Below are 18,430 nucleotides of genomic sequence, written 5' to 3'. Positions count from 1 at the left end.
CCCAAAGCGAGAACAGGGAGTTCGCTATGTCCAAGCCAATCCTTCATATGGCCGGGATCACTAAGGTGTTCAGCACCGAAGAAATGGAAACTCACGCCCTGCGAGGCGTTGACCTGAGTATTTACCAGGGGGAATTTGTATCTATCTGCGGCCCCTCGGGTTGCGGTAAATCCACACTTCTCTCGATTCTCGGCCTGCTGGACCTCCCCACCAGCGGCAGCTATCAAATTGAAGGTATTGAAGTCGCTCAATTGTCGCTGAGTGAGGCGGCGACTATTCGCAACGAGAAAGTAGGCTTTATCTTCCAATCCTTTAACCTGATTGATGAACTCTCTGTCTACGACAATATCGCCCTGCCCCTGCGATACCGCAGCAATCCCATTCTCAAGTCTGAAGCCGACAAAAAAGTGAAACACTGCCTGGAGAAGGTGGGGATGAGTCACCGGGCCTCTCACAAACCTAACCAGTTATCCGGTGGCCAACAGCAGCGAATCGCCATAGCCCGCGCGCTAGTTGGCAATCCATCCCTGCTACTGGTGGACGAGCCCACCGGCAACCTGGATTCCCACAATGGCGATGCAGTAATGGAAATGCTGCGGCAACTCAATAATGAAGGGACCACCCTGTGCATGGTGACCCATGACCCTCGTTATGCAGACATGGCCTGCCGCCAATTGCATCTGCTGGATGGAAAAATCTCAACGCCGCAGCCCATACTAGAGCCCCATGAGATGGCCCTATGATCACCACAAAGGACCTATCCATTGCCCTCCAGTCCCTCAACCGGGCGCGGAGCTACGCCACCACTATTATTCTGACCCTGGGTATCACCCTCGGCGCCCTGGTAACGCTATTTAATCTCAACTACCAACTGCTAGCCGCACCCCTACCCTACCCGGACGAAGATCGGCTGTATGTCGTGAATGGTAATCTCTACCAGAACAAGCAGCTACGGCTGGAAAACAACAGCCAATACCCCGCCCTGGTTGAAATCTATAAAAACGACAGTTTCTTCGAGTCCAGCGCCCTGGTGTACTTCTGGGAAGATGTGGTCCGCAATTTATCCGGATCACCACGGGTTAATGTTTCCTATGTCTCTCCAGAATATCTCCAGCTGGCTGGAACACCCCTGGCCTTGGGCAGACAATTCAATGCCGATGAAGGGCTCGACAGCCGAGTCCCTGTGGCGGTTATCAGCTATCAAACCTGGGAGCAGATGTTCCGGCGCAACCCAAATGTCTTGGAGCAAAGCCTGCAATTTGGGGAGGTGGACTTTCGCATTGTCGGCGTCACCGCCAAAGACTTCATTGAACCCCAAATCTATAAGCAGGGCCGGCAAACGGCGGTCTGGCTGCCCTGGGACTTTAACGATACACAAGTAGAGCGCAGAAATAATTGGAGAGGCTTCCTGCCTTTCCGCATGCTCACAGGAAAGCTGAAGCCGGGCATTGACCCCGCCAGTGCGGGGCATGAATTGAGCACATTAATGGATGCCCAGTATCAAACGGCCCTAGCGAGAAGGTCCTCTTCGGTAGAAAGGTCCGTTGAATACCGACTCACCCCCTTCGCCAATAAAATACTTGGCGACAGCGCCACGCGAACCTTAATGGTAATGGGCGGTACACTGGTGCTTCTGTTAATTGCCTGCGCCAATGTTACCAACCTGATTCTTTCTCGCGCAGCCAAACAACAACGCAATATGGCGATACAGGTCGCGTTGGGCGCACATAAAAAACATATCTTTTTGGCCCTGCTATGTGAAATCGGCCTACTTATGTTAGGGGCTGCATTACTTTCTCTACTTTTAGCCCTGGGATCGACGGAAGTATTAAAGGTGATGGCTACGGAACAAATTCCTCGCATTCAAGAGCTCACCTTAAACTGGCAGACACTGGTTTTTGCACTGTTGTGTGCCTTACTGCTCGCCCTGTTCTTCTCAGCCATAGTCAGTCGCCAGGTTAATTACCGCGCACTGAATCAAATGCTGCAGAGCAGCGGCAAAGGTTCTGGCGTACAGATCTCGCCTCTAATCCGCAAAATCCTCATCAGCAGCCAAGTGGCGATGACCAGTTTGCTTATCGTCGCCAGCTTGCAGATTTTCCTTCAAGCTAACCGACTGATTAACCAGCCCTTTGGCTTCCCCTTGGACAACGTTCAAGTGATGACTCTGAATATCGGCAATCTTAGGAGTGCCCCCACTGCCGAACGAGAGAGTTATCTGAAGGCCATCAGGCAAAGATTGCTGGAGCACCCTAAAGTACAAAATGCCAGCCTGAGCCTAAACACTCCTATCTCCATCAGCCGGCCACTCTGGACCACATCCCTGAGTCATTATGCCAGCCGACAAAACCCGGTGATGGCCAAGACCACAGTGGTCGACGAAAACTACCTTTCCATTTTGCGTATGCCTTTGATAGCTGGCCGCCATATCAATGCGGCTGAATTTTCCGATAACAATCGCATGATGCTCGTCAACGAAACCCTGGCCCAGCAACTGGAGCCGGATGGAGAAGTATTAGGCAATCGCTACTACTGGCGAGGTGACTTGCCCTACCAAGTGGTCGGTGTAGTACGCAACGCAAGCCTGCCCGGCAAAAAGGAACCCGCCCGCTTATTTGTGCGCGGTATCAACGTGAGCTATCCCCTACTCGTACTTAGACATAAGCCTCACCAACCGCTCAGCACCACAGAGATTAATCGGGAGTTTGCCGAAGTAAACAGGCAGTACAAAGTTTCTGAGCTATTCACCCTGGAGCAGGCGCGAGACCTACTCCTAAGCAATGACCGGGTCTCAGTTTGGGTAACCACCGCCCTGACATTACTGGCACTTAGCCTCGCTGCCATCGGTATCTTTGGAGTGCTCAGTTACAGTGTACAACTGCGGCGTACTGAGCTTGGCGTGCGCATGGCAATCGGCGCCCGCCCAGCGACGATTTTCTATCACACCCTGATCGATAGCCTGATTCCCGTCGTTATCGGTATCGCTGTAGCGACTTTGGTCCTCGTCCCTCTGGCGCTTTGGCTTGAGCAAAGCGAGTTCAGTATTGAAACCAGCCTATGGGGCTGGCTGCTACCACCATTGCTTATTATCGGCCTAACCGCCTCGGTGACCCTGCTTTCAGTATGGAAGATAATCAACAAGCCCGCGATTTACGCATTGCAAGGAACAGGATAATTACTTTCCACCTGTAGCCGCTGCTTGAGGTTGCGCGCTCATCGTGCAATCTTTACAGCAAATACAACAATAAGAAATGGAACAGCCAATGCAGCCTCAGCAGTGGTTATCAAACGGAAAGATTTTTGATTATCAAAACCACCAACTCTTCTATGTCGATAGCAACCCAAGCTGCCGACATAAACCAGTGCTGCTTTTGATTCACGGTTTTCCAACCAGTAGTTATGACTGGCAAAAGGTATGGGCCCAACTGACAGCGCACTATCGCTGTATTGCTATGGATATGCTGGGATTCGGTTACTCAGACAAACCCAAGCAGCATAACTACAGTATCCACGGGCAAGCTGATTTACATGAAGCTCTTCTGCAACATTTAAACATCAACAAGGTCCACCTGCTGGCCCATGACTATGGGGATACCGTTGCCCAGGAGTTACTCGCCAGAGCCAATAGCGGTGGTACCACGAGGTATGCCTCAGCATGCCTGCTAAACGGAGGTCTATTTCCAGAAACTCATCAAGCGCGTTTCGTACAAAAACTGCTGCTCTCTCCCGCAGGCTTCCTGATCAATAAACTGATGAATTACCGGCAGTTTTGCCGCAGCTTCAGTGCCATTTTCGGACCAGAGACACAACCCTCTGACAGAGAGTTGCGAGACTTGTGGCAAATTCTCCAATATAAGAATGGCAACCGGCTCCTTTATAAACTAATCAGCTATATGCGCGACAGGCGCCAACATCGTCAGCGCTGGGTCGACGCCCTAAAGCAATACCCCGGCCCCCTATTACTAATCAATGGCTCATTAGACCCAGTTTCAGGGAAGCATATGGTGGATCGATTTCGGCAACTGATAGATCGGCCAACGGATATTGTTGAGCTGGGAACGATTGGGCATTATCCGCAGTGGGAGGCTCCTGAAAATGTTGGGAATGAATATCTAAAATTCCTAAAAATACACCAGAACAACCCTTTCTTACTTTCTACACTATCGGAGTAAAGTAAACTACTAGGGTAATGAGAGCTAATCATAGTAGCAATGCCGACACACTAGCCACTAGTAGTAATAACTAAGACTGGAATCTTCCTGTTTTAATTTAGTAAATCACCCAATTACAGAGCACAAAAGTAGATAGAATGATCGAAAGGATAAACTACCAAGACCTTCCCCAAGCTGCAGGCCCTTATGTACACGCAACAAAGCACAACAACACCCTATACATATCTGGCCTTACAGCGTATGAAACCGAAGTACAATCTTCTAGCTTGATTGCTCAGACTACTGAAATACTTTCCCAGCTTTCAATAATCCTTGATTGCGAGGGACTGGTAAAAAATAATTTAGTCAAACTAACAATCTTTGTTCGCGATATTGGCAGTCTAACATCCATTCGAGAGCTACTTTTTCAATTTTACGAAGAAAGTTTACCCGCTTGTTCATTGGTGGAAGTTTCAAAACTAATACACCCAGATTTACTAGTAGAAATAGAAGCTATAGCAGCCCTTTAGCGATGAAACTTACAAAATTTCACAACATTTATCTTACACTTCACGCACGAAAAGCGAGACCCAACATTTGAGTATGAGACACTTAACGACAAAAGCCATTACTATTCTATATTGCATTTCGGCCCAATATTCTATTGCCAGTAATGAAGTAACAATACATAAAATACCAAAGGAGAAGGTTGCACAGGAAAATAAACTGCTCACTGATTTATTCACCCAAGACCAAAGCGCGCGCATTGCCCCCCACCGTGACATTGACTGGGAATCACTAAATCATGAAGACAAAACCCGGCGGATAAAAGTCTTAAAAATGCTTGAGAATGGGCATATTAGAACGTCAAAGGACTACTATCATGCAGCACTTATCTTCCAGCATGGTAATAAATCAGAAGATATAAGACTGGCCCATGCTCTTGCCACTATTGCAGCAACCCTGGCAGAGGATAAGAATAAAGCTAATTGGCTAAAAGCGGCCACTTGGGATCGCTTAATGATGAATCTTGGTCGGCCACAGTGGTACGGCACTCAGTTTGTTAAAGATGACTCTGGAAACTGGAGCCTTTATAACATTGATTCTGATATAGTCTCTGATCAGCAGCGAATAGATTGGTCCGTTCGTACACTAGAAGAATCAAAGGCCATGGAAAAGTCGCTAAATAGTAAAAAGAAAAGTTAGCATTGATAAAGCTTTACAGAGCCAGCCAGCGGGTATCTGGCTAGTCAGTTCACCACCAATCTCTGGCCAATGCTATCAAACATAGGGAGAGACAACAGTATGATACGAGCAGTTAAAGCTTCTGACTCTGCTGGGATTGCTAAAATCTACAATTACTATGTGGAGAATACCTGTATCACTTTTGAGGTAGAGCCAGTTTCTGCAGAAATTATCGCCGACCGAGTCGAAGAATGCTCAAAAAACAATCTTCCCTGGTTAGTTGCTGAGAATGAGGGCCGTTTAATTGGCTATTGTTATGCCAGTAAATGGAAAGGACGCTGTGCTTACCAGTATTCGGTGGAGGCTACCGTGTACTTGGACACGAACTATTCCTCTAAAGGCTGGGGCTCGAAGCTCTATAATGAACTGTTTAAACAGTTAAGTGAACTCAATGTCCACGCGGTAATCTGCGGTATAGCTCTACCAAATGCAGGCAGCGTAGCACTTCATGAGAAGTTTGGAATGGAAAAAGTTGCTCATTTCAAAGAGGTCGGCCGAAAATTTAACCAGTGGATAGATGTTGGTTATTGGCAGTGCTTACTCCCCTTAAGAAAGGAGAAAGCATGAAATAAGTACTTCATGAAGGAGTACATTTTAAGCAACTTTTATGTACCCACATTAACCCCACTAGGGAATTTTAACCTAAATTTTACCAAATCCTCTCTAATCTAGGGTCATAACTGCGCGCTTTTGCGCAGCAAGGGCTATTACATTGAGTAGCCGAGACTTTATTGAGGGCACTGATTCCCCCCCCCATTATACCAAAATAAAAGTGGACAACTTACTATAGAGAAAGTTGCAGCAATTACTGGATTGCTTTTAATTTAGCTCATATTCCATCAAAAGTTACTGGCCTATATGATCATTACACTTTTCACCCCGGAACCCTACCTCATTTAATGTAAGATAAAAGCTAAAACCCAGAAAAGGTACGGTAGCTAAAAACAAACATTCGACCACCATAAAACAATTAAATATATTCGCATAACGGATCCAGGTTAGGGTAAGATCACCAAAAGAGCCAAAAATATAGGTAATTATAATTAAGGGAGTGATATGATTTTTTCAACTACAGAAACAGTACCAGGAAGAGAAATATCGGAGGTACTGGATATCGTTACGGGCAACGTTGTTCAATCAAAACATATCGGCCGTGACTTAATGGCAGGTATAAAGAGTATTGTCGGTGGAGAGATACGAGGCTATACGGAAATGCTGACCGAAGCGAGAAACAAAGCTTTTCAAAGATTAAGTGACAGTGCCCGGCAAAAAGGCGCTGATGCCGTGGTAGGAATTCGTTTTACTACAAGTGCAATTATGGATGGCTCCTCAGAAATTCTTGTTTTTGGTACAGCTGTAAAACTAAAAAAATAGGTTGGAATGCCCCTAAAGTTCTACCGCAAACTGCCCCAGTTTTCTCCGCACCGCAGGAATAGAACTGGCGGCAGCGATTAACGCTCGAAATTCAAATCTTGCTTTCAGGGATTGTCCAGTGATCATTTTCCGGCCACGCTCAGTAACCTCAATAACCTTTTTATCTTCTTGGTGGCGCAAATCAGAGTAGCCTAGGAGCTGCCCCTCAGTGATCCGTTTTGCCAATTCGGCTGCATCAGCTATCCCAAGGTTCATACCACGACCTCCAACCGGAGAGTGGCAATGGGCAGCATCCCCAGCTAGATGTATCCTGCCCTTTGAGTAAGTTTCCGCTTGCCGAATTGAGATTTTAAAGGTTCCCTCCCGCCGAACCCTCTTAACATCCACCGCCATCGGAAATGCTTTAATTGCATTATCACAGCTAGCTACCAGACGGTGTCGGCCTTCTCCCAATGGCACGGCAACAGCGACCACGCCAGATTCCATTTTGACCAAGGTAAACTTTCTTTTAGGAGGCCAATCCCCTGTATCAACATCCGCGATTGACCACACTTCTTCCAAGTCAAATCCAGGATAACTGATACCTGCAGCTTCACGAACAGTACTGCGAATACCATCCGCTCCTACGACCAGGTCAAATTGCTCCTCTTCACCATTATCAAAAAAAGCCACTACCCCACTCTTTTCCTCGGTAAGGGTTTTGAGTTCTTTCCTATATTCAACTTCGACTCCCATACCAAATAAAACCTGAGCCATGAGAGCTTCAGTTCTGTCTTGAGGAAGTCCAAGAATGGCGGGGAAATAAGTCCGATCGGAATGAAGGGGGAACTCTAGTGCTAAATGCGTATTTAGGTAAATGCATGCGCTCTGAACAGCGATCCCCTCAGCAATCAACTTTTCAGAAACGCCAGAGTGAGAAAGCAACTCAAGGCTGCGAGAAGTAACTCCCACTGCTCGACTAAGGGTTGACGCGCTATCCCGGCGGTCCACAATTCTTGGCAGTAGCCCTCGCCGAGCAAGCTCGACCGCTGTTGTAAGGCCCGTGGGCCCAGCCCCAACAATCAGTACTTTCACAGGCTACCTCAAATAACCCCACCTAACAGTAAGATAGTACATATGAAAGAGTAAGGGTGACTAGCTGGTCTGAGGCTCTTCATAAAAAACCTCGGCCGCTATCTGTGATCTCTTCACAGCAATACCAGTCACCGCTTGGTGAGTACGTGCTTAAACTTGCGAAGTCGAAACCTCTAATATCTGGCAACGATCTACAGAAGACTCGTCTTGCCAATAAGTACCCACTGTTATATCGATATTTTTTATGTTTCAGCTCTTGGGTATAATTTCTAAATGATTACACCACTTTACGATGATGTACATGGACTCGCACTTGAGATAGTCAATAAATCCGCCTCTGGGGATAAAGCTGGGTGCCAAGACTCCCTCAACTCGCTAGAGAGACTATGCGCAAAATATGCCGGAGGCGAGCTAGACCATCCCCTACAGTGGGAGGCTCTGGGTGATTTTTCAGAAAGCTGTGAGGATGCAATACAGGCATACACCCAGGGACTTAACTGCTCCATAAAATTAGATCTCCCTTTGTATTCAGCTTCAATTGCCCTGGAAATGGCTGAATGTTTTTTGAGACTAAACAATCAAGATAAAGCCTTGAAATTTGCCCATAAAGCACGTATCTATTCTGTCAGTACAGAGGATTATGAACTACAAGAATCCATTAACAATTTCCTTAGAAATCTTATACAGGTTTAGTTTACCCTTAAAGACCATCCAAGCTGAGTTATCATAGTTAACTAAAACAATGATTCTAAGATCACTGATTACTTCTATATTAGTCAGCCTAAGTTACACTCTGGCTGCACATTACATTTACGATAACTCTTTTGGTGAAGGTGAAATTCTGAAGATCCAGGCCTCCATATTGATGTTTCAAGCTTTAGTCGTTTTCATACCTACATTCACTGCCTGCTTACTAATCACACTCTGGCTAAGCAAGATCAATAGAAAGACAAAATAAGACATTCTGTATGCCCCCAACTTCAAGCATCATGGCTACCGCTTCAAAAATCAGCCTTTGCCTTATAGCAAGTTCAATAGCAACTCTTATTTCCATTATGGAGTACTGGCGAGGGCTTAATGGTAACGAACTTCTTTTAGCCAGAAGTGTCTCCGCTGTAACAACTGCCGGGAAAAACGGCCCCAAGTATATAGAACCGACGCTAGCTGCCGGAAATGATGGCATTACTGAAGTTCAAGTCATCTTAATGGCTCTAGGCTTATCGGCACTTTTGGCCTTAAGTTCGCTGATAGTGGTGACGATTTACAGGGTCAGGCACGGCCATCACAAACTCTATCTGCCTTTAGCTTTCTGTTCTACAGTTCTATGCTTGGGCATTATTTATGTTGGGTTTAAGTCCGGTATTCAGTATAGTCTTTGAAGTAGGACAAGCTTAGGCTAGTACTGAGGCATAACAAAGGAATATCAAAGTGAAAAGAATTGCCACCGCACTGCTATTTTTATTTGCGGCGATTGTCTGCTACGCTTTCGGAGTCCCTGTGGGAGGAGTAATCTTCCTTGCTCTTGGCATTATCTTTGAAGGAATCTTCTGGATTAAGCTATTTAAACGTAAAAAGAAGCCAACATAGGTGTAGTAATACAACGTTACTTCGGCTAGATTCAATTGAACTAGTGATTATCGAATAAACTACACGCCTCAACCTGGCACCATAGAACAGGAAGGTCGCTTACTCCCTAAGCCACCTAATTGCCATCCCATCATTCTATAAATTTATTTTCCAGCCATCAGTAATCCCCACCTCACTATTGGTACACACTTGCATCAGGAATAGATACCGAGCACGGAAACTATGGAGGAAACTTGAGACATATTTAAAGACGGACTAAATTGTGCGCCGTTAAATGGATTCTATAAGGAAATACCCATGTCCCTTCACCGCTCACCACGCTGGATTGCGGTCATTCTTCTTTGTCTTATTGCTATGGCTTGCTCACAAGAAAAGTCAGAGAAGAAACTCGCTGACACCCCCAAGCTTGCGGAAGGCGGGAGCGTTGAAGAGGGTAACAACCAGGCACAAGCTCTCAGCCCCACTGAGAAAGTGCATAAAAAAGAAGCGGCCTCTTCTAGTGAAGCAATCTCGAAAGCTGATGAAGCCCAGCGCACTTCTGAAAGAAATTCTACTGATCTGACAGAGAATGATGCTACCCCTTCACAAGTCACAGTCAATGCCAGCACTCAAATCTCCGGGGATCACTTCCTAAAGGTCCTCCACATTGGGGAGCGGACATTTAAAGATGCAAGGGCCATCGCAGTTATCTTTTCTGAACCTTTGCTGGGCAATGCCCATTTTGGCTCCTACTTGAATCTATCCCGTGACGATGGCGAGCGTGTAGATGGTGGTTGGGTTCTCTCCGATAACCAGAAAATTCTCTATTTTCCTCATATTGAACCAGATACTCGCTATAAACTCACCGTGCTCCCGGGTCTGCCCGGCGAAAACGGCTTGGAGTTACAGGAAGAGAAACAGGAGAGGATTCGCACCCGACGGATTGAGCCCAGTATCAGCTTTGCCAGCAATGGAAGTATTTTTCCCACGACGGTAACTCCCGGCCTACCTGTTACTGCAGTCAGTGTTGAGGCTGCACAGATTCACTTCCATAGAGTGAAACCTGAGCATTATTCCGAGTTCTTCAGGCTGATCAAAAGCCAGTCACTAAAATACTACTATCGCTTAAAGTCCCTCAATCAAGTGGCCGATTTTGTCTATAGTGCCCAGTTCGATCTCACCAAGGAGAAATACGTCCAGCGAGATTTCGACCTCTCTATCGGGCATATAAAGCCCCTGCAACAACCAGGAATCTATGTTGCAGTTATGCAGCCGGCAGGCGTGTATGACACTAACCTCTATGATGTCACCCACTTCTCCATCTCCAACTTAGGCCTTCATGCGAGGTACTATCCAAACAGTGTTGACCTCTATGTTTCATCTCTGGATGAAGGGCAGGCTCTTAAGGGCATTGAGGTTGAGCTGCTCAACAACAAAGGGGAGCTAATCCAGCAATACACAACCGACCAAGACGGCCAGGTGCGCTTTGCTCTGACGCAGGAACAGGAAGACTCACAGCGCTTCTTCATCGCAAGAGATCCTGATACCGGTCACTTCTCCATACTCGACCTGCGTGAACCTGCATTGGACCTTTCGGATTTTCAGTTGGGCCAGCGCCCTTCGAGACCGATGGAGTTTTTCATGTATGGCCCGCGAGATCTGTATCGCCCCAATGAATCGATCCAGGTGAGCGGGCTGCTGCGCAATTATGATGGTCGCTATATCAAAGACCTGCCGATCAAGGCAGAACTCATAAAGCCGGACAATACCAGCGCGCGCGCATTCACATGGCACGCCAGCGCGCCCGGATACTACGAAAAGCTTATTCCACTTCCACAAAATGCACCTACCGGTGACTGGCGCCTGGATGTTGAGCTAGCCGATGGGCGCAAAGTGAAATATCCATTTAAGGTAGAAGAATTCTTGCCAGAGCGAATGAAGCTGGTTTTGCAAGACGGTGAAGAGCGCAGTCTGGTAGAGGGCCATAAAGAATCTTTCGAACTTCAAGTAGAAGGTAGTTATCTCTATGGTGCGCCAGCGGCAAAGAACCGCCTGGAAACTCTGGTGCAAATTAGCCACTATCGCGAGCCCTTCCCCCAGTGGAAAGGGTTCGTATTTGGGAACACTAATGAATCTTTGCCCACGCGACAGTTTCATGCCCCAACGATTGAGCTCAATGAGGAAGGGTTGAGCAATCTGACCTTGCGCTCCCGTTGGAAACGAGCAAAGAGCCCGCTGAAAATCAACTTGGTTTCCAGCCTGTTCGAATCCGGCGGCCGCCCGGTAACTCGCCAACATCCAGTCCTGGTATGGCCCACACACCCGGTGGTAGGTATTCGCCCAAATTTTGGAGAGGAAAACCCATCGGCCAACAGCAGGCCTGAATTTGAAATAGTGGTTGCCGACGCACAGGGCGAGCCTGTTATCGGACGGGATCTCAAAGCGGTGTTAATTTCCGAAGACCGCCAGTACTTTTGGGAGTACTCTTCAAATCGGGGCTGGCACTATGAATACTCAAGTGCTGAATTTGAAACTTTCAGTCGCCAGCTCCAATTCACCGAAGAGCAACCACTGAAGCTCACAGTCCCAGTGGAACATGGCCACTACCGCTTAGAAGTCACTGATACCAATACGGGGGCAACCAGCAGCTTACGCTTCCACGCCGGCCGGGACTGGTATTACTGGTGGCGTAAGGACCAAGTAGCCAAAGGCCAGGCTGCGCGTCCAGATACCGTGGCCCTGTCACTGGATAAACCAAGGTACTCTTCTGGAGATCTGGCGCAACTCACCATAGTACCGCCCGCTGACGGAGAGGCGTTGGTGTTGGTGGAGAGCGACCAACTATTGTGGTCCAAACGACTACCTGTAGAAAAGTCGGGCACCAATATCGAAATCCCAATCTCTCCTGAGTGGGATCGCCACGACACCTATATTTCTGTTACTGCTCTGCGCCCTGCGGACAAGAATGAGCGTATCGCCCCCAATCGCGCTTTTGGTCTCGCCCACCTGCCCCTGGATCGCGATCCTCGGCGCCTGCCCATTTCACTCGAAGCGCCCACGAATGCCCTCCCCGGCTCGGAAATTGAAGTTACCATTTCTGCCGACGAAAATTCTATCGAACAAAACGGAGACAAAGCCTGGGCTACCCTGGCCGCCGTCGATGTCGGTGTGCTCAATATCACCCGCTTCGAAACTCCGGATCCCTTCGAGGCCTTTTTTGGCCAGCGCCGTTACGGTGTGGATGTAAGGGATATTTATCATCGCATTATTGAATCCAACAGTGGCAAACTGGTGGAGCAACGTTTTGGCGGCGATGCGGAACTGGCCCGAGGCGGCGACGAGCCCAACTCCGACGTTCAAATAGTATCTTTATTCTCAGGACCCGTTGAATTTGATACTCAGGGCCAAGCAAAGGTCGCGCTACAATTACCGGAGTTTAACGGACAGCTACGCCTGATGGCGGTTTCTTTCAGCAAAGACCGATTCGGTAGCACCGACGGAGAAGTAACAGTCGCCTCACCGGTTGTCACCCAAGCCGCCTTGCCTCGCTTTATGGCCCCTGGTGATAGCAGCACACTGGCCCTTGACCTCAATAACTTAAGTGGCCGCTCCCAAAAACTCAGTGTAAATATGCAATCAGTGGGCGCGGTAGATTTGGAAATGGGTGAGCGGTTGCTGGAACTGGCGGATGGTGAACGCAAAACTTTGCGCTTCCCAATCACCGCCAAAGATGCCACCGGAGATGCAGAGTTCAAACTGGTCGTGCAGGGTGCCGCCGATAAAGATGGAAATGATATCGATATCGAACAGCAGTGGCGCCTGGGCGTGCGCCCCGCTTGGCCGGCAACCACACGCAACCAGCGCAGACTCCTGTCCCAGGGCGAGAGCTTCAGTGTCGATAGCAGCTTCCTGGATTCCCTAATGCCTGGAACCGTTCAAACCCTGGTATCCCTGGACAGCCGACCGCAACTCCAGTTACAGGATCACCTATCTAACCTGCTGCAATACCCCTACGGCTGCCTGGAACAAACCTCCAGCCGGACCTTCCCGCTAGTCATGGCAACGCCGCAACGACAGCAAAAACTGGGCCTTGAACCTCTGGATGAGAATGATCGGGCCGAACGTATCGACGCAGGTATTGAACGCATTTTCAGCATGCAAAAAGGGAACGGCAGCTTTGGCCTATGGAGTTCCGAGTCTTCCGAAAGCCAGTGGCTAACCGCCTATGTAGTCGATCTTATATTGCGGGCCCGGGACCAGGGAATCGTATTTGACGATAACCGCCTGGAATCCGCACTCAAGCGCCTGCAGGATTACGCCCGTGAGCGCGGTGCTTTCTATCAGCAACGCTATAGCTATAGTCCCGATTTCTATGCTTATGCCGCAAGAGCTTACGCAGCCTATGTGCTCTCACGAGTACAGAAAGTGTCTCTCGGGCAACTGCGTACCCTTTATGAAAGCGGCTCGAGCCTGACCCAATCTCCCTTACCAAACCTGCATATGGCAATCGCTTTGCACACCATGGGCGATGCCACCCTGGCCCAGGAGGCCCTGCAAAAAGCGCTTAAAATCGAGCGCAAACGCCGCAGCTACTATGGCGATTATGGGTCAGACCTACGGGATACGGCCCAAATGATCTCCCTGCTCCTAGAGCACAATTTCGCAGGTGATAAAACGGAATCCCTGGTGTTCGAGCTGGCCGATCTTCTCCACGGTCGCCAATATCTCAGCACCCAGGAGCGCAATAGTGTGTTTATGGCTGGAGCACAGTTGCAACTCAATAGCAGCGCAAACTGGTCTGCGACTTTGGCCAGTATTGATGGCTTGCGCGAGCTCAATAGCGATAACCCGCACAGCGCATTATTCCGCGGGCGCGAAGCCGCCAGCGCACTTGAGGTAACTGCACAGATAGAAAAGCTCTATGCAGCAATCACTATCAATGGTTACAGCAAGAAGTCACCTGAGGCGGAGATGGATAAAGGTGTCAGAATTAAACGCAGCTACCACAATTTGGATGGCACGGAAGTCATTCCCAATCAAGTTCGTGAGGGCGAGCTTTACCTGGTGCGTTTGCAAATTGATGCGGACCAACGCCTGCCCGACCTACTTGCAGTGGACCTATTGCCCGCAGGTTTTGAGCTGGAGAATCAAAACCTGGCCGACAGTGTCAAAGTGGATGAACTCGAGTTCGATGGCAAAAGTATTGCCCAGTGGCAGGACACCCAGGACAATATCCAACACACTGAATATCGCGATGACCGCTTTGTGGCGGCACTGGATCAGCTGAGATACAAAACCACCAATCTCTTCTATATCGCCCGCGCAGTAACCCCAGGCAACTATCAGGTGCCCCCACCCTACGTAGAGGATATGTACAAACCGGAACGCTTCGCTATCGGTGAAAATCCCCTAACGCAATTGCGGGTAATCGGTAAACAGTGAAGCTGTTGGCCACTATCCGGAGAGCCTGGCAAAGCAGCAGTCGCAGAGTTCGCGCACTGCTGCTTGCGCCCGCCGCCCTCACAGCGGTACTGCTACTGCTCGACTTTGCTTTCCCTCCACCTCTTCCCGAAACTCAAGATTTTGCACGGGTCGTTGCAGATCGTTACGGCAAACCACTACGCTTCTTTGCCGACAGTCGCGGAGTTTGGAGATATCCAATATCTCGGGAAAATGTATCACCGCGCTTTATCGAAGCTCTTCTCACCTACGAAGACCGACACTTTTATCGGCACCCCGGAGTAAATCCGCTAGCTCTATTGCGAGCTTCAGTCCAATACCTTCGCAATGGACGAGTCGTTTCCGGCGGCTCCACTCTCACCATGCAGGTAGCGCGACTACTGGACCCACACCGCAAAACTCTGCCGGGCAAAACCAAGCAGATATTGCGTGCATTGCAATTGGAGTGGCACTTCAGCAAGAATGAAATTCTCGATCTGTACCTGAACCTCGCACCTTACGGCGGCAATATTGAAGGCGTGGAAGCAGCCAGCCGTCTATACCTGCGTAAATCAGCCTCTGACCTTACCCATGCGGAAGCTGCACTGCTAGCTGTACTGCCTCAGGCTCCGAGCCGCCTGCGACCAGATCGGCATCCTCTAAAGGCACAAAAAGCCCGGGACAAAGTTCTGGATAGGCTGCAGTCATTTTCCGTCTGGAGCGCAGAGGATGTTGAGCGCGCTCAACTTGAGCAGGTCTATGCGGAACGCTTGGAATTCCCGCAAAACGCCCCGCACCTAGCCCGCAGACTGGTGAATACCATCAGCGATCAGGAAGTTATTCGCACCACAATCGACGGCAACATCCAGCGCGGACTGGAAGATTTCCTGCGCGATCATATGGATAGCTATCCAGCCAAGACATCTGCAGCTGTTGTAGTTTTGGAGAATTCCGATTTATCCGTGCGCGCCTACGTAGGAGCTTCTCATTTTGGTAACAGACGCCGCTATGGCTATATCGATATGGCCGGGGCTGTGCGCTCACCGGGCTCTACGCTCAAGCCCTTTTTGTACGGACTTGCCATTGATGAGGACCTGATCCACAGCGCCTCCCTGCTCAGCGATGCGCCCCGTATATACGGCGATTACCGCCCTGAGAATTTCCATCGAGGCTTCGCCGGCCCTGTCACCGCCACCGCCGCCCTTCAGAAATCTCTCAATGTTCCTGCAGTTCAGCTACTGGAACATTACGGCCCCGGTCGATTGGCCGCAGCCCTGGAAAATGCCGGACTAGCACTAGAGTTTCCCAGTGGCGGTAGACCCAGTTTGGCCATGATTTTGGGGGGAGTAGGTGCTCGTCTTGACCAGCTGGCAGGCATTTATGCCGCACTGGCACGGGGAGGCCAGACTGCAGCTCCCCGCTATTTACCCGAGGAGCCCGTACGTGAAAGGCATCTGATGTCTCCTGAGGCAGCTTGGATTACATTTGAAATGCTCGCTTCCAATCGCGGAGGTTCCCGCCGTTGGCGCAATCTGGTGCGGCAAAACAAGGCAGATATCGCCTGGAAGACAGGCACCAGCTACGGCTACCGGGATGCCTGGGCGATTGGCGTAACTCCCGGCTACACCGTCGGCATTTGGGTAGGCCGACCGGATGGCACTCCCCTACCCGGTTACTATGGCTCCATTAGCGCCACACCTCTGTTGAACGCAGTTATCGCCGCATTACCAGACAACAAACAACAGCACCTGAAAAAGCCCGACTTAGTAACTCAAGAGACTATTTGTTGGCCGCTTGGGGGCCAGAAGACGCTCACACAAACCAGCCACTGCCATCTGCAACACAACGCCTGGTTAATCCAAGGGCGCACACCCAGAACACTATCGCCGCAAGGTGAGCCTCTGCGGGCAGCACAAACCTTTAGTTTCTTTGCAAACCGGCAAGGTATGCGGGTAAAGCCCAGTTGTATGGATTCTTCTACTCAAAGGCATAGCTTAGCCCTTTGGCCAAAAGAACTGGAATCCTGGCTACCTGAAAACCAGACCCGGGCCCAACAAATTCCTCCGACGGCTCCCGAGTGTTACACCCCGACTGCAACAACAGGGACTCCACTAAAGATTATCGGAGCTGGAGATGGTAACCAGTATCGACCTACCGGCAAAAATGCCCCACTTCCGCGTTTAACTCTGAGCGCGATTGGCGGACAGGGAAAGCGCTATTGGTTCCTGAATGGACAACCCCGGGGTGAAACCTTAGGAAATCAAAATCTGGAACTGCTCCCGAAAATTGGCAAACACCAAATTGCCGTGCTGGATACTAGTGGGAATGTGGATCGGATTGAGGTATTTGTGGGGACAGGATATTGATTACCTCTAACTTACCTAATCCAACATGAGCTGTTAGCGTTAACTGCACAGGTTGAATCATCAAGGGTCTACGCAAGCCCCATTTGAAGTATCAAACATATTGCCTACCCAAGTATTCAGGCAAGGTGCAGAGTTCAGGTCTTGCAGATCATAATCAAGGTTATTCTCCGCTAGATTCCCTACGATTGTGTTACCTGATTGACCTAAAGCAGGCATATCAATACCTGCTCCCCCGGGGCCATTATGTTCTATAAAATTTTGTGCAATTAAGTTGTCTGATGAATTAACTACTATGCCTGAGAATGAACTGGAATAAATATGGTTTAGCAAAACCACAGAGCCATTAGCTATGCCCTCCAAACGAATTCCTTCAGATTCATTTTGCCCGATTTCATTAGATGAGATCGTATTGTTACTGCCTATTACAACGACACCCACGTTCGCATTACTCATAATAACTGAATGAAGCAAGCTATTGTTGTCTCCAGGGATTACGAGCCCCAGGTTCATATTATCTGTAATATTCACACCGAAAATACTATGGAATTCCCCGAGTACAACCATACCCGCACCACAGTTAGTGATCACACCATCCTGTAAGGCTCCGCCTGTCACGCTTGCAGCTATACCCTCAATCCTGATGCCTACGCCACTTCCACCGCAACTTACTGAAAAGCCGTTCATATCCAGACTGCCTGGCCCTACTATTGTTACAGCAGGGTTTGTTGCACAGTTGAGATTCTGATCCAGCACCTCAGCCAAGGTGACAGTGTCGCCGCAATCGACAGCTTTAGTAGCAATGGGTGCAACTGCAATAATGGCAGTTAATAAAATGGCAATTCCATCGTTTAGCCACTGCCCTAGTATTTTCATATCCAAAATCCCCTCCCCTTTAAAGCCATAATTAGGCCATGTACTCAGATCTGTCTAAGCTTGGGCCAGGCTTCAAAAAGCACCATGAGAAATTATTCCTAATTGGCCAAAAAGAAAAAACTAATAATTAAATATACCAACAGTTAAACACCAAGGATCGCGATTTAATCTCAACGGGAAGTAGTCCAGCAGGGGCACACAATATATAACTTCAACAAATCAATATGTTTAGCTAGGGAGCCTCTGAATAACTCCGTAATGCCTCTGCGGGCCTTGAAGGTTGCAGATGTTAGGCGCAGCTCGCCGCGAATGGCCGTAGCCCTTGGCAAGAGCGGCAACGCA

14 protein-coding genes are annotated in these 18,430 nt (G+C 49.0%); 12 read left to right on the top strand and 2 right to left on the bottom strand.

The genetic code is table 11. From position 1 onward, the window contains the following. The first annotated feature begins 26 nt into the window (after nucleotides 1-26). The 7 genes from ACYX4J_RS09595 to ACYX4J_RS09565 all read left to right on the top strand — a co-directional run bounded on the left by ACYX4J_RS09595 (nucleotide 27) and on the right by ACYX4J_RS09565 (nucleotide 6,770). Nucleotides 27-743, top strand: a complete 717-nt coding sequence (locus tag ACYX4J_RS09595; protein ID WP_476178472.1) for an ABC transporter ATP-binding protein — start codon at nucleotides 27-29, stop codon at nucleotides 741-743. Continuing rightward, a complete protein-coding gene (locus tag ACYX4J_RS09590; RefSeq protein WP_476178471.1) occupies nucleotides 740-3,175 on the top strand; it encodes an ABC transporter permease in 2,436 nt (811 codons plus the stop codon). Before ACYX4J_RS09595 ends, ACYX4J_RS09590 begins: the two co-directional genes overlap by 4 nt. An 88-nt stretch (nucleotides 3,176-3,263) precedes the next feature. Continuing rightward, nucleotides 3,264-4,172 carry an alpha/beta fold hydrolase gene (locus ACYX4J_RS09585; protein ID WP_445354345.1) on the top strand — a complete coding sequence of 303 codons (909 nt, stop codon included), beginning with the start codon at nucleotides 3,264-3,266 and terminating at the stop codon, nucleotides 4,170-4,172. Between the two features lie 137 nt (nucleotides 4,173-4,309). Next, complete coding sequence (locus ACYX4J_RS09580) at nucleotides 4,310-4,681, top strand: RidA family protein (RefSeq protein WP_444897162.1); 372 nt, start codon at nucleotides 4,310-4,312, stop codon at nucleotides 4,679-4,681. Between the two features lie 73 nt (nucleotides 4,682-4,754). Continuing rightward, a complete protein-coding gene (locus ACYX4J_RS09575; protein WP_444905376.1) occupies nucleotides 4,755-5,357 on the top strand; it encodes a hypothetical protein in 603 nt (200 codons plus the stop codon). 99 nt (nucleotides 5,358-5,456) lie between these two features. Further along, on the top strand, nucleotides 5,457-5,963 hold the full coding sequence (locus ACYX4J_RS09570; RefSeq protein WP_444905377.1) for an arsinothricin resistance N-acetyltransferase ArsN1 family B: 507 nt from the start codon (nucleotides 5,457-5,459) through the stop codon (nucleotides 5,961-5,963). Between the two features lie 489 nt (nucleotides 5,964-6,452). Continuing rightward, entirely contained in the window at nucleotides 6,453-6,770 is a 318-nt protein-coding gene (locus tag ACYX4J_RS09565) for a heavy metal-binding domain-containing protein (protein WP_413665654.1), read from the top strand. Between the two features lie 12 nt (nucleotides 6,771-6,782). On the opposite strand, the gene ACYX4J_RS09560 is transcribed toward ACYX4J_RS09565, so the two are convergent. Then, nucleotides 6,783-7,844: an FAD-dependent oxidoreductase gene (locus ACYX4J_RS09560; protein ID WP_413665653.1), complete on the bottom strand. Its 1,062-nt coding sequence runs from the start codon at nucleotides 7,842-7,844 to the stop codon at nucleotides 6,783-6,785. Between the two features lie 273 nt (nucleotides 7,845-8,117). Here ACYX4J_RS09560 and ACYX4J_RS09555 point away from each other — a divergent pair, with 273 nt between their 5' ends. The 5 genes from ACYX4J_RS09555 to pbpC all read left to right on the top strand — a co-directional run bounded on the left by ACYX4J_RS09555 (nucleotide 8,118) and on the right by pbpC (nucleotide 17,215). Beyond that, nucleotides 8,118-8,537, top strand: coding sequence for a hypothetical protein (locus ACYX4J_RS09555; protein WP_413665652.1), 420 nt, complete (start codon nucleotides 8,118-8,120; stop codon nucleotides 8,535-8,537). A gap of 275 nt (nucleotides 8,538-8,812) precedes the next feature. Beyond that, a complete protein-coding gene (locus tag ACYX4J_RS09550; RefSeq protein WP_413665651.1) occupies nucleotides 8,813-9,223 on the top strand; it encodes a hypothetical protein in 411 nt (136 codons plus the stop codon). Between the two features lie 49 nt (nucleotides 9,224-9,272). Further along, nucleotides 9,273-9,431 (top strand): hypothetical protein, encoded by a 159-nt coding sequence (locus tag ACYX4J_RS09545; protein ID WP_476178470.1) that lies wholly within the window; start codon nucleotides 9,273-9,275, stop codon nucleotides 9,429-9,431. Between the two features lie 297 nt (nucleotides 9,432-9,728). After that, complete coding sequence (locus ACYX4J_RS09540; RefSeq protein WP_476178469.1) at nucleotides 9,729-14,852, top strand: alpha-2-macroglobulin family protein; 5,124 nt, start codon at nucleotides 9,729-9,731, stop codon at nucleotides 14,850-14,852. Continuing rightward, the gene (gene pbpC, locus ACYX4J_RS09535; RefSeq protein ID WP_476178468.1) at nucleotides 14,849-17,215 is read left to right on the top strand and encodes a penicillin-binding protein 1C; all 2,367 of its coding nucleotides are present in this window, start codon (nucleotides 14,849-14,851) and stop codon (nucleotides 17,213-17,215) included. Before ACYX4J_RS09540 ends, pbpC begins: the two co-directional genes overlap by 4 nt. Before the next feature lie 60 nt (nucleotides 17,216-17,275). Here pbpC and ACYX4J_RS09530 read toward each other — a convergent pair whose 3' ends face one another. Then, on the bottom strand, nucleotides 17,276-18,088 hold the full coding sequence (locus ACYX4J_RS09530; RefSeq protein ID WP_444898230.1) for a NosD domain-containing protein: 813 nt from the start codon (nucleotides 18,086-18,088) through the stop codon (nucleotides 17,276-17,278). Nucleotides 18,089-18,430 lie beyond the last annotated feature (342 nt).

It is taken from the genome of Microbulbifer sp. ABM4_008 (assembly GCF_056311705.1).
Note: the sequence above shows the minus strand (reverse complement) of the source record. Positions and strands in the feature narration are given on the sequence as shown.

What these genes read in the sequence shown, in the direction of transcription:
- ACYX4J_RS09555 (WP_413665652.1), top strand. Translation starts at nt 8,118, where the DNA reads ATGATTACACCACTTTACGATGATGTACATGGACTCGCACTTGAGATA.
- ACYX4J_RS09585 (WP_445354345.1), top strand. Translation starts at nt 3,264, where the DNA reads ATGCAGCCTCAGCAGTGGTTATCAAACGGAAAGATTTTTGATTATCAA.
- ACYX4J_RS09540 (WP_476178469.1), top strand. Translation starts at nt 9,729, where the DNA reads ATGTCCCTTCACCGCTCACCACGCTGGATTGCGGTCATTCTTCTTTGT.
- ACYX4J_RS09550 (WP_413665651.1), top strand. Translation starts at nt 8,813, where the DNA reads ATGCCCCCAACTTCAAGCATCATGGCTACCGCTTCAAAAATCAGCCTT.
- ACYX4J_RS09570 (WP_444905377.1), top strand. Translation starts at nt 5,457, where the DNA reads ATGATACGAGCAGTTAAAGCTTCTGACTCTGCTGGGATTGCTAAAATC.
- ACYX4J_RS09575 (WP_444905376.1), top strand. Translation starts at nt 4,755, where the DNA reads ATGAGACACTTAACGACAAAAGCCATTACTATTCTATATTGCATTTCG.
- ACYX4J_RS09595 (WP_476178472.1), top strand. Translation starts at nt 27, where the DNA reads ATGTCCAAGCCAATCCTTCATATGGCCGGGATCACTAAGGTGTTCAGC.
- ACYX4J_RS09590 (WP_476178471.1), top strand. Translation starts at nt 740, where the DNA reads ATGATCACCACAAAGGACCTATCCATTGCCCTCCAGTCCCTCAACCGG.
- ACYX4J_RS09565 (WP_413665654.1), top strand. Translation starts at nt 6,453, where the DNA reads ATGATTTTTTCAACTACAGAAACAGTACCAGGAAGAGAAATATCGGAG.
- ACYX4J_RS09530 (WP_444898230.1), bottom strand. Translation starts at nt 18,088, where the DNA reads ATGAAAATACTAGGGCAGTGGCTAAACGATGGAATTGCCATTTTATTA.
- ACYX4J_RS09580 (WP_444897162.1), top strand. Translation starts at nt 4,310, where the DNA reads ATGATCGAAAGGATAAACTACCAAGACCTTCCCCAAGCTGCAGGCCCT.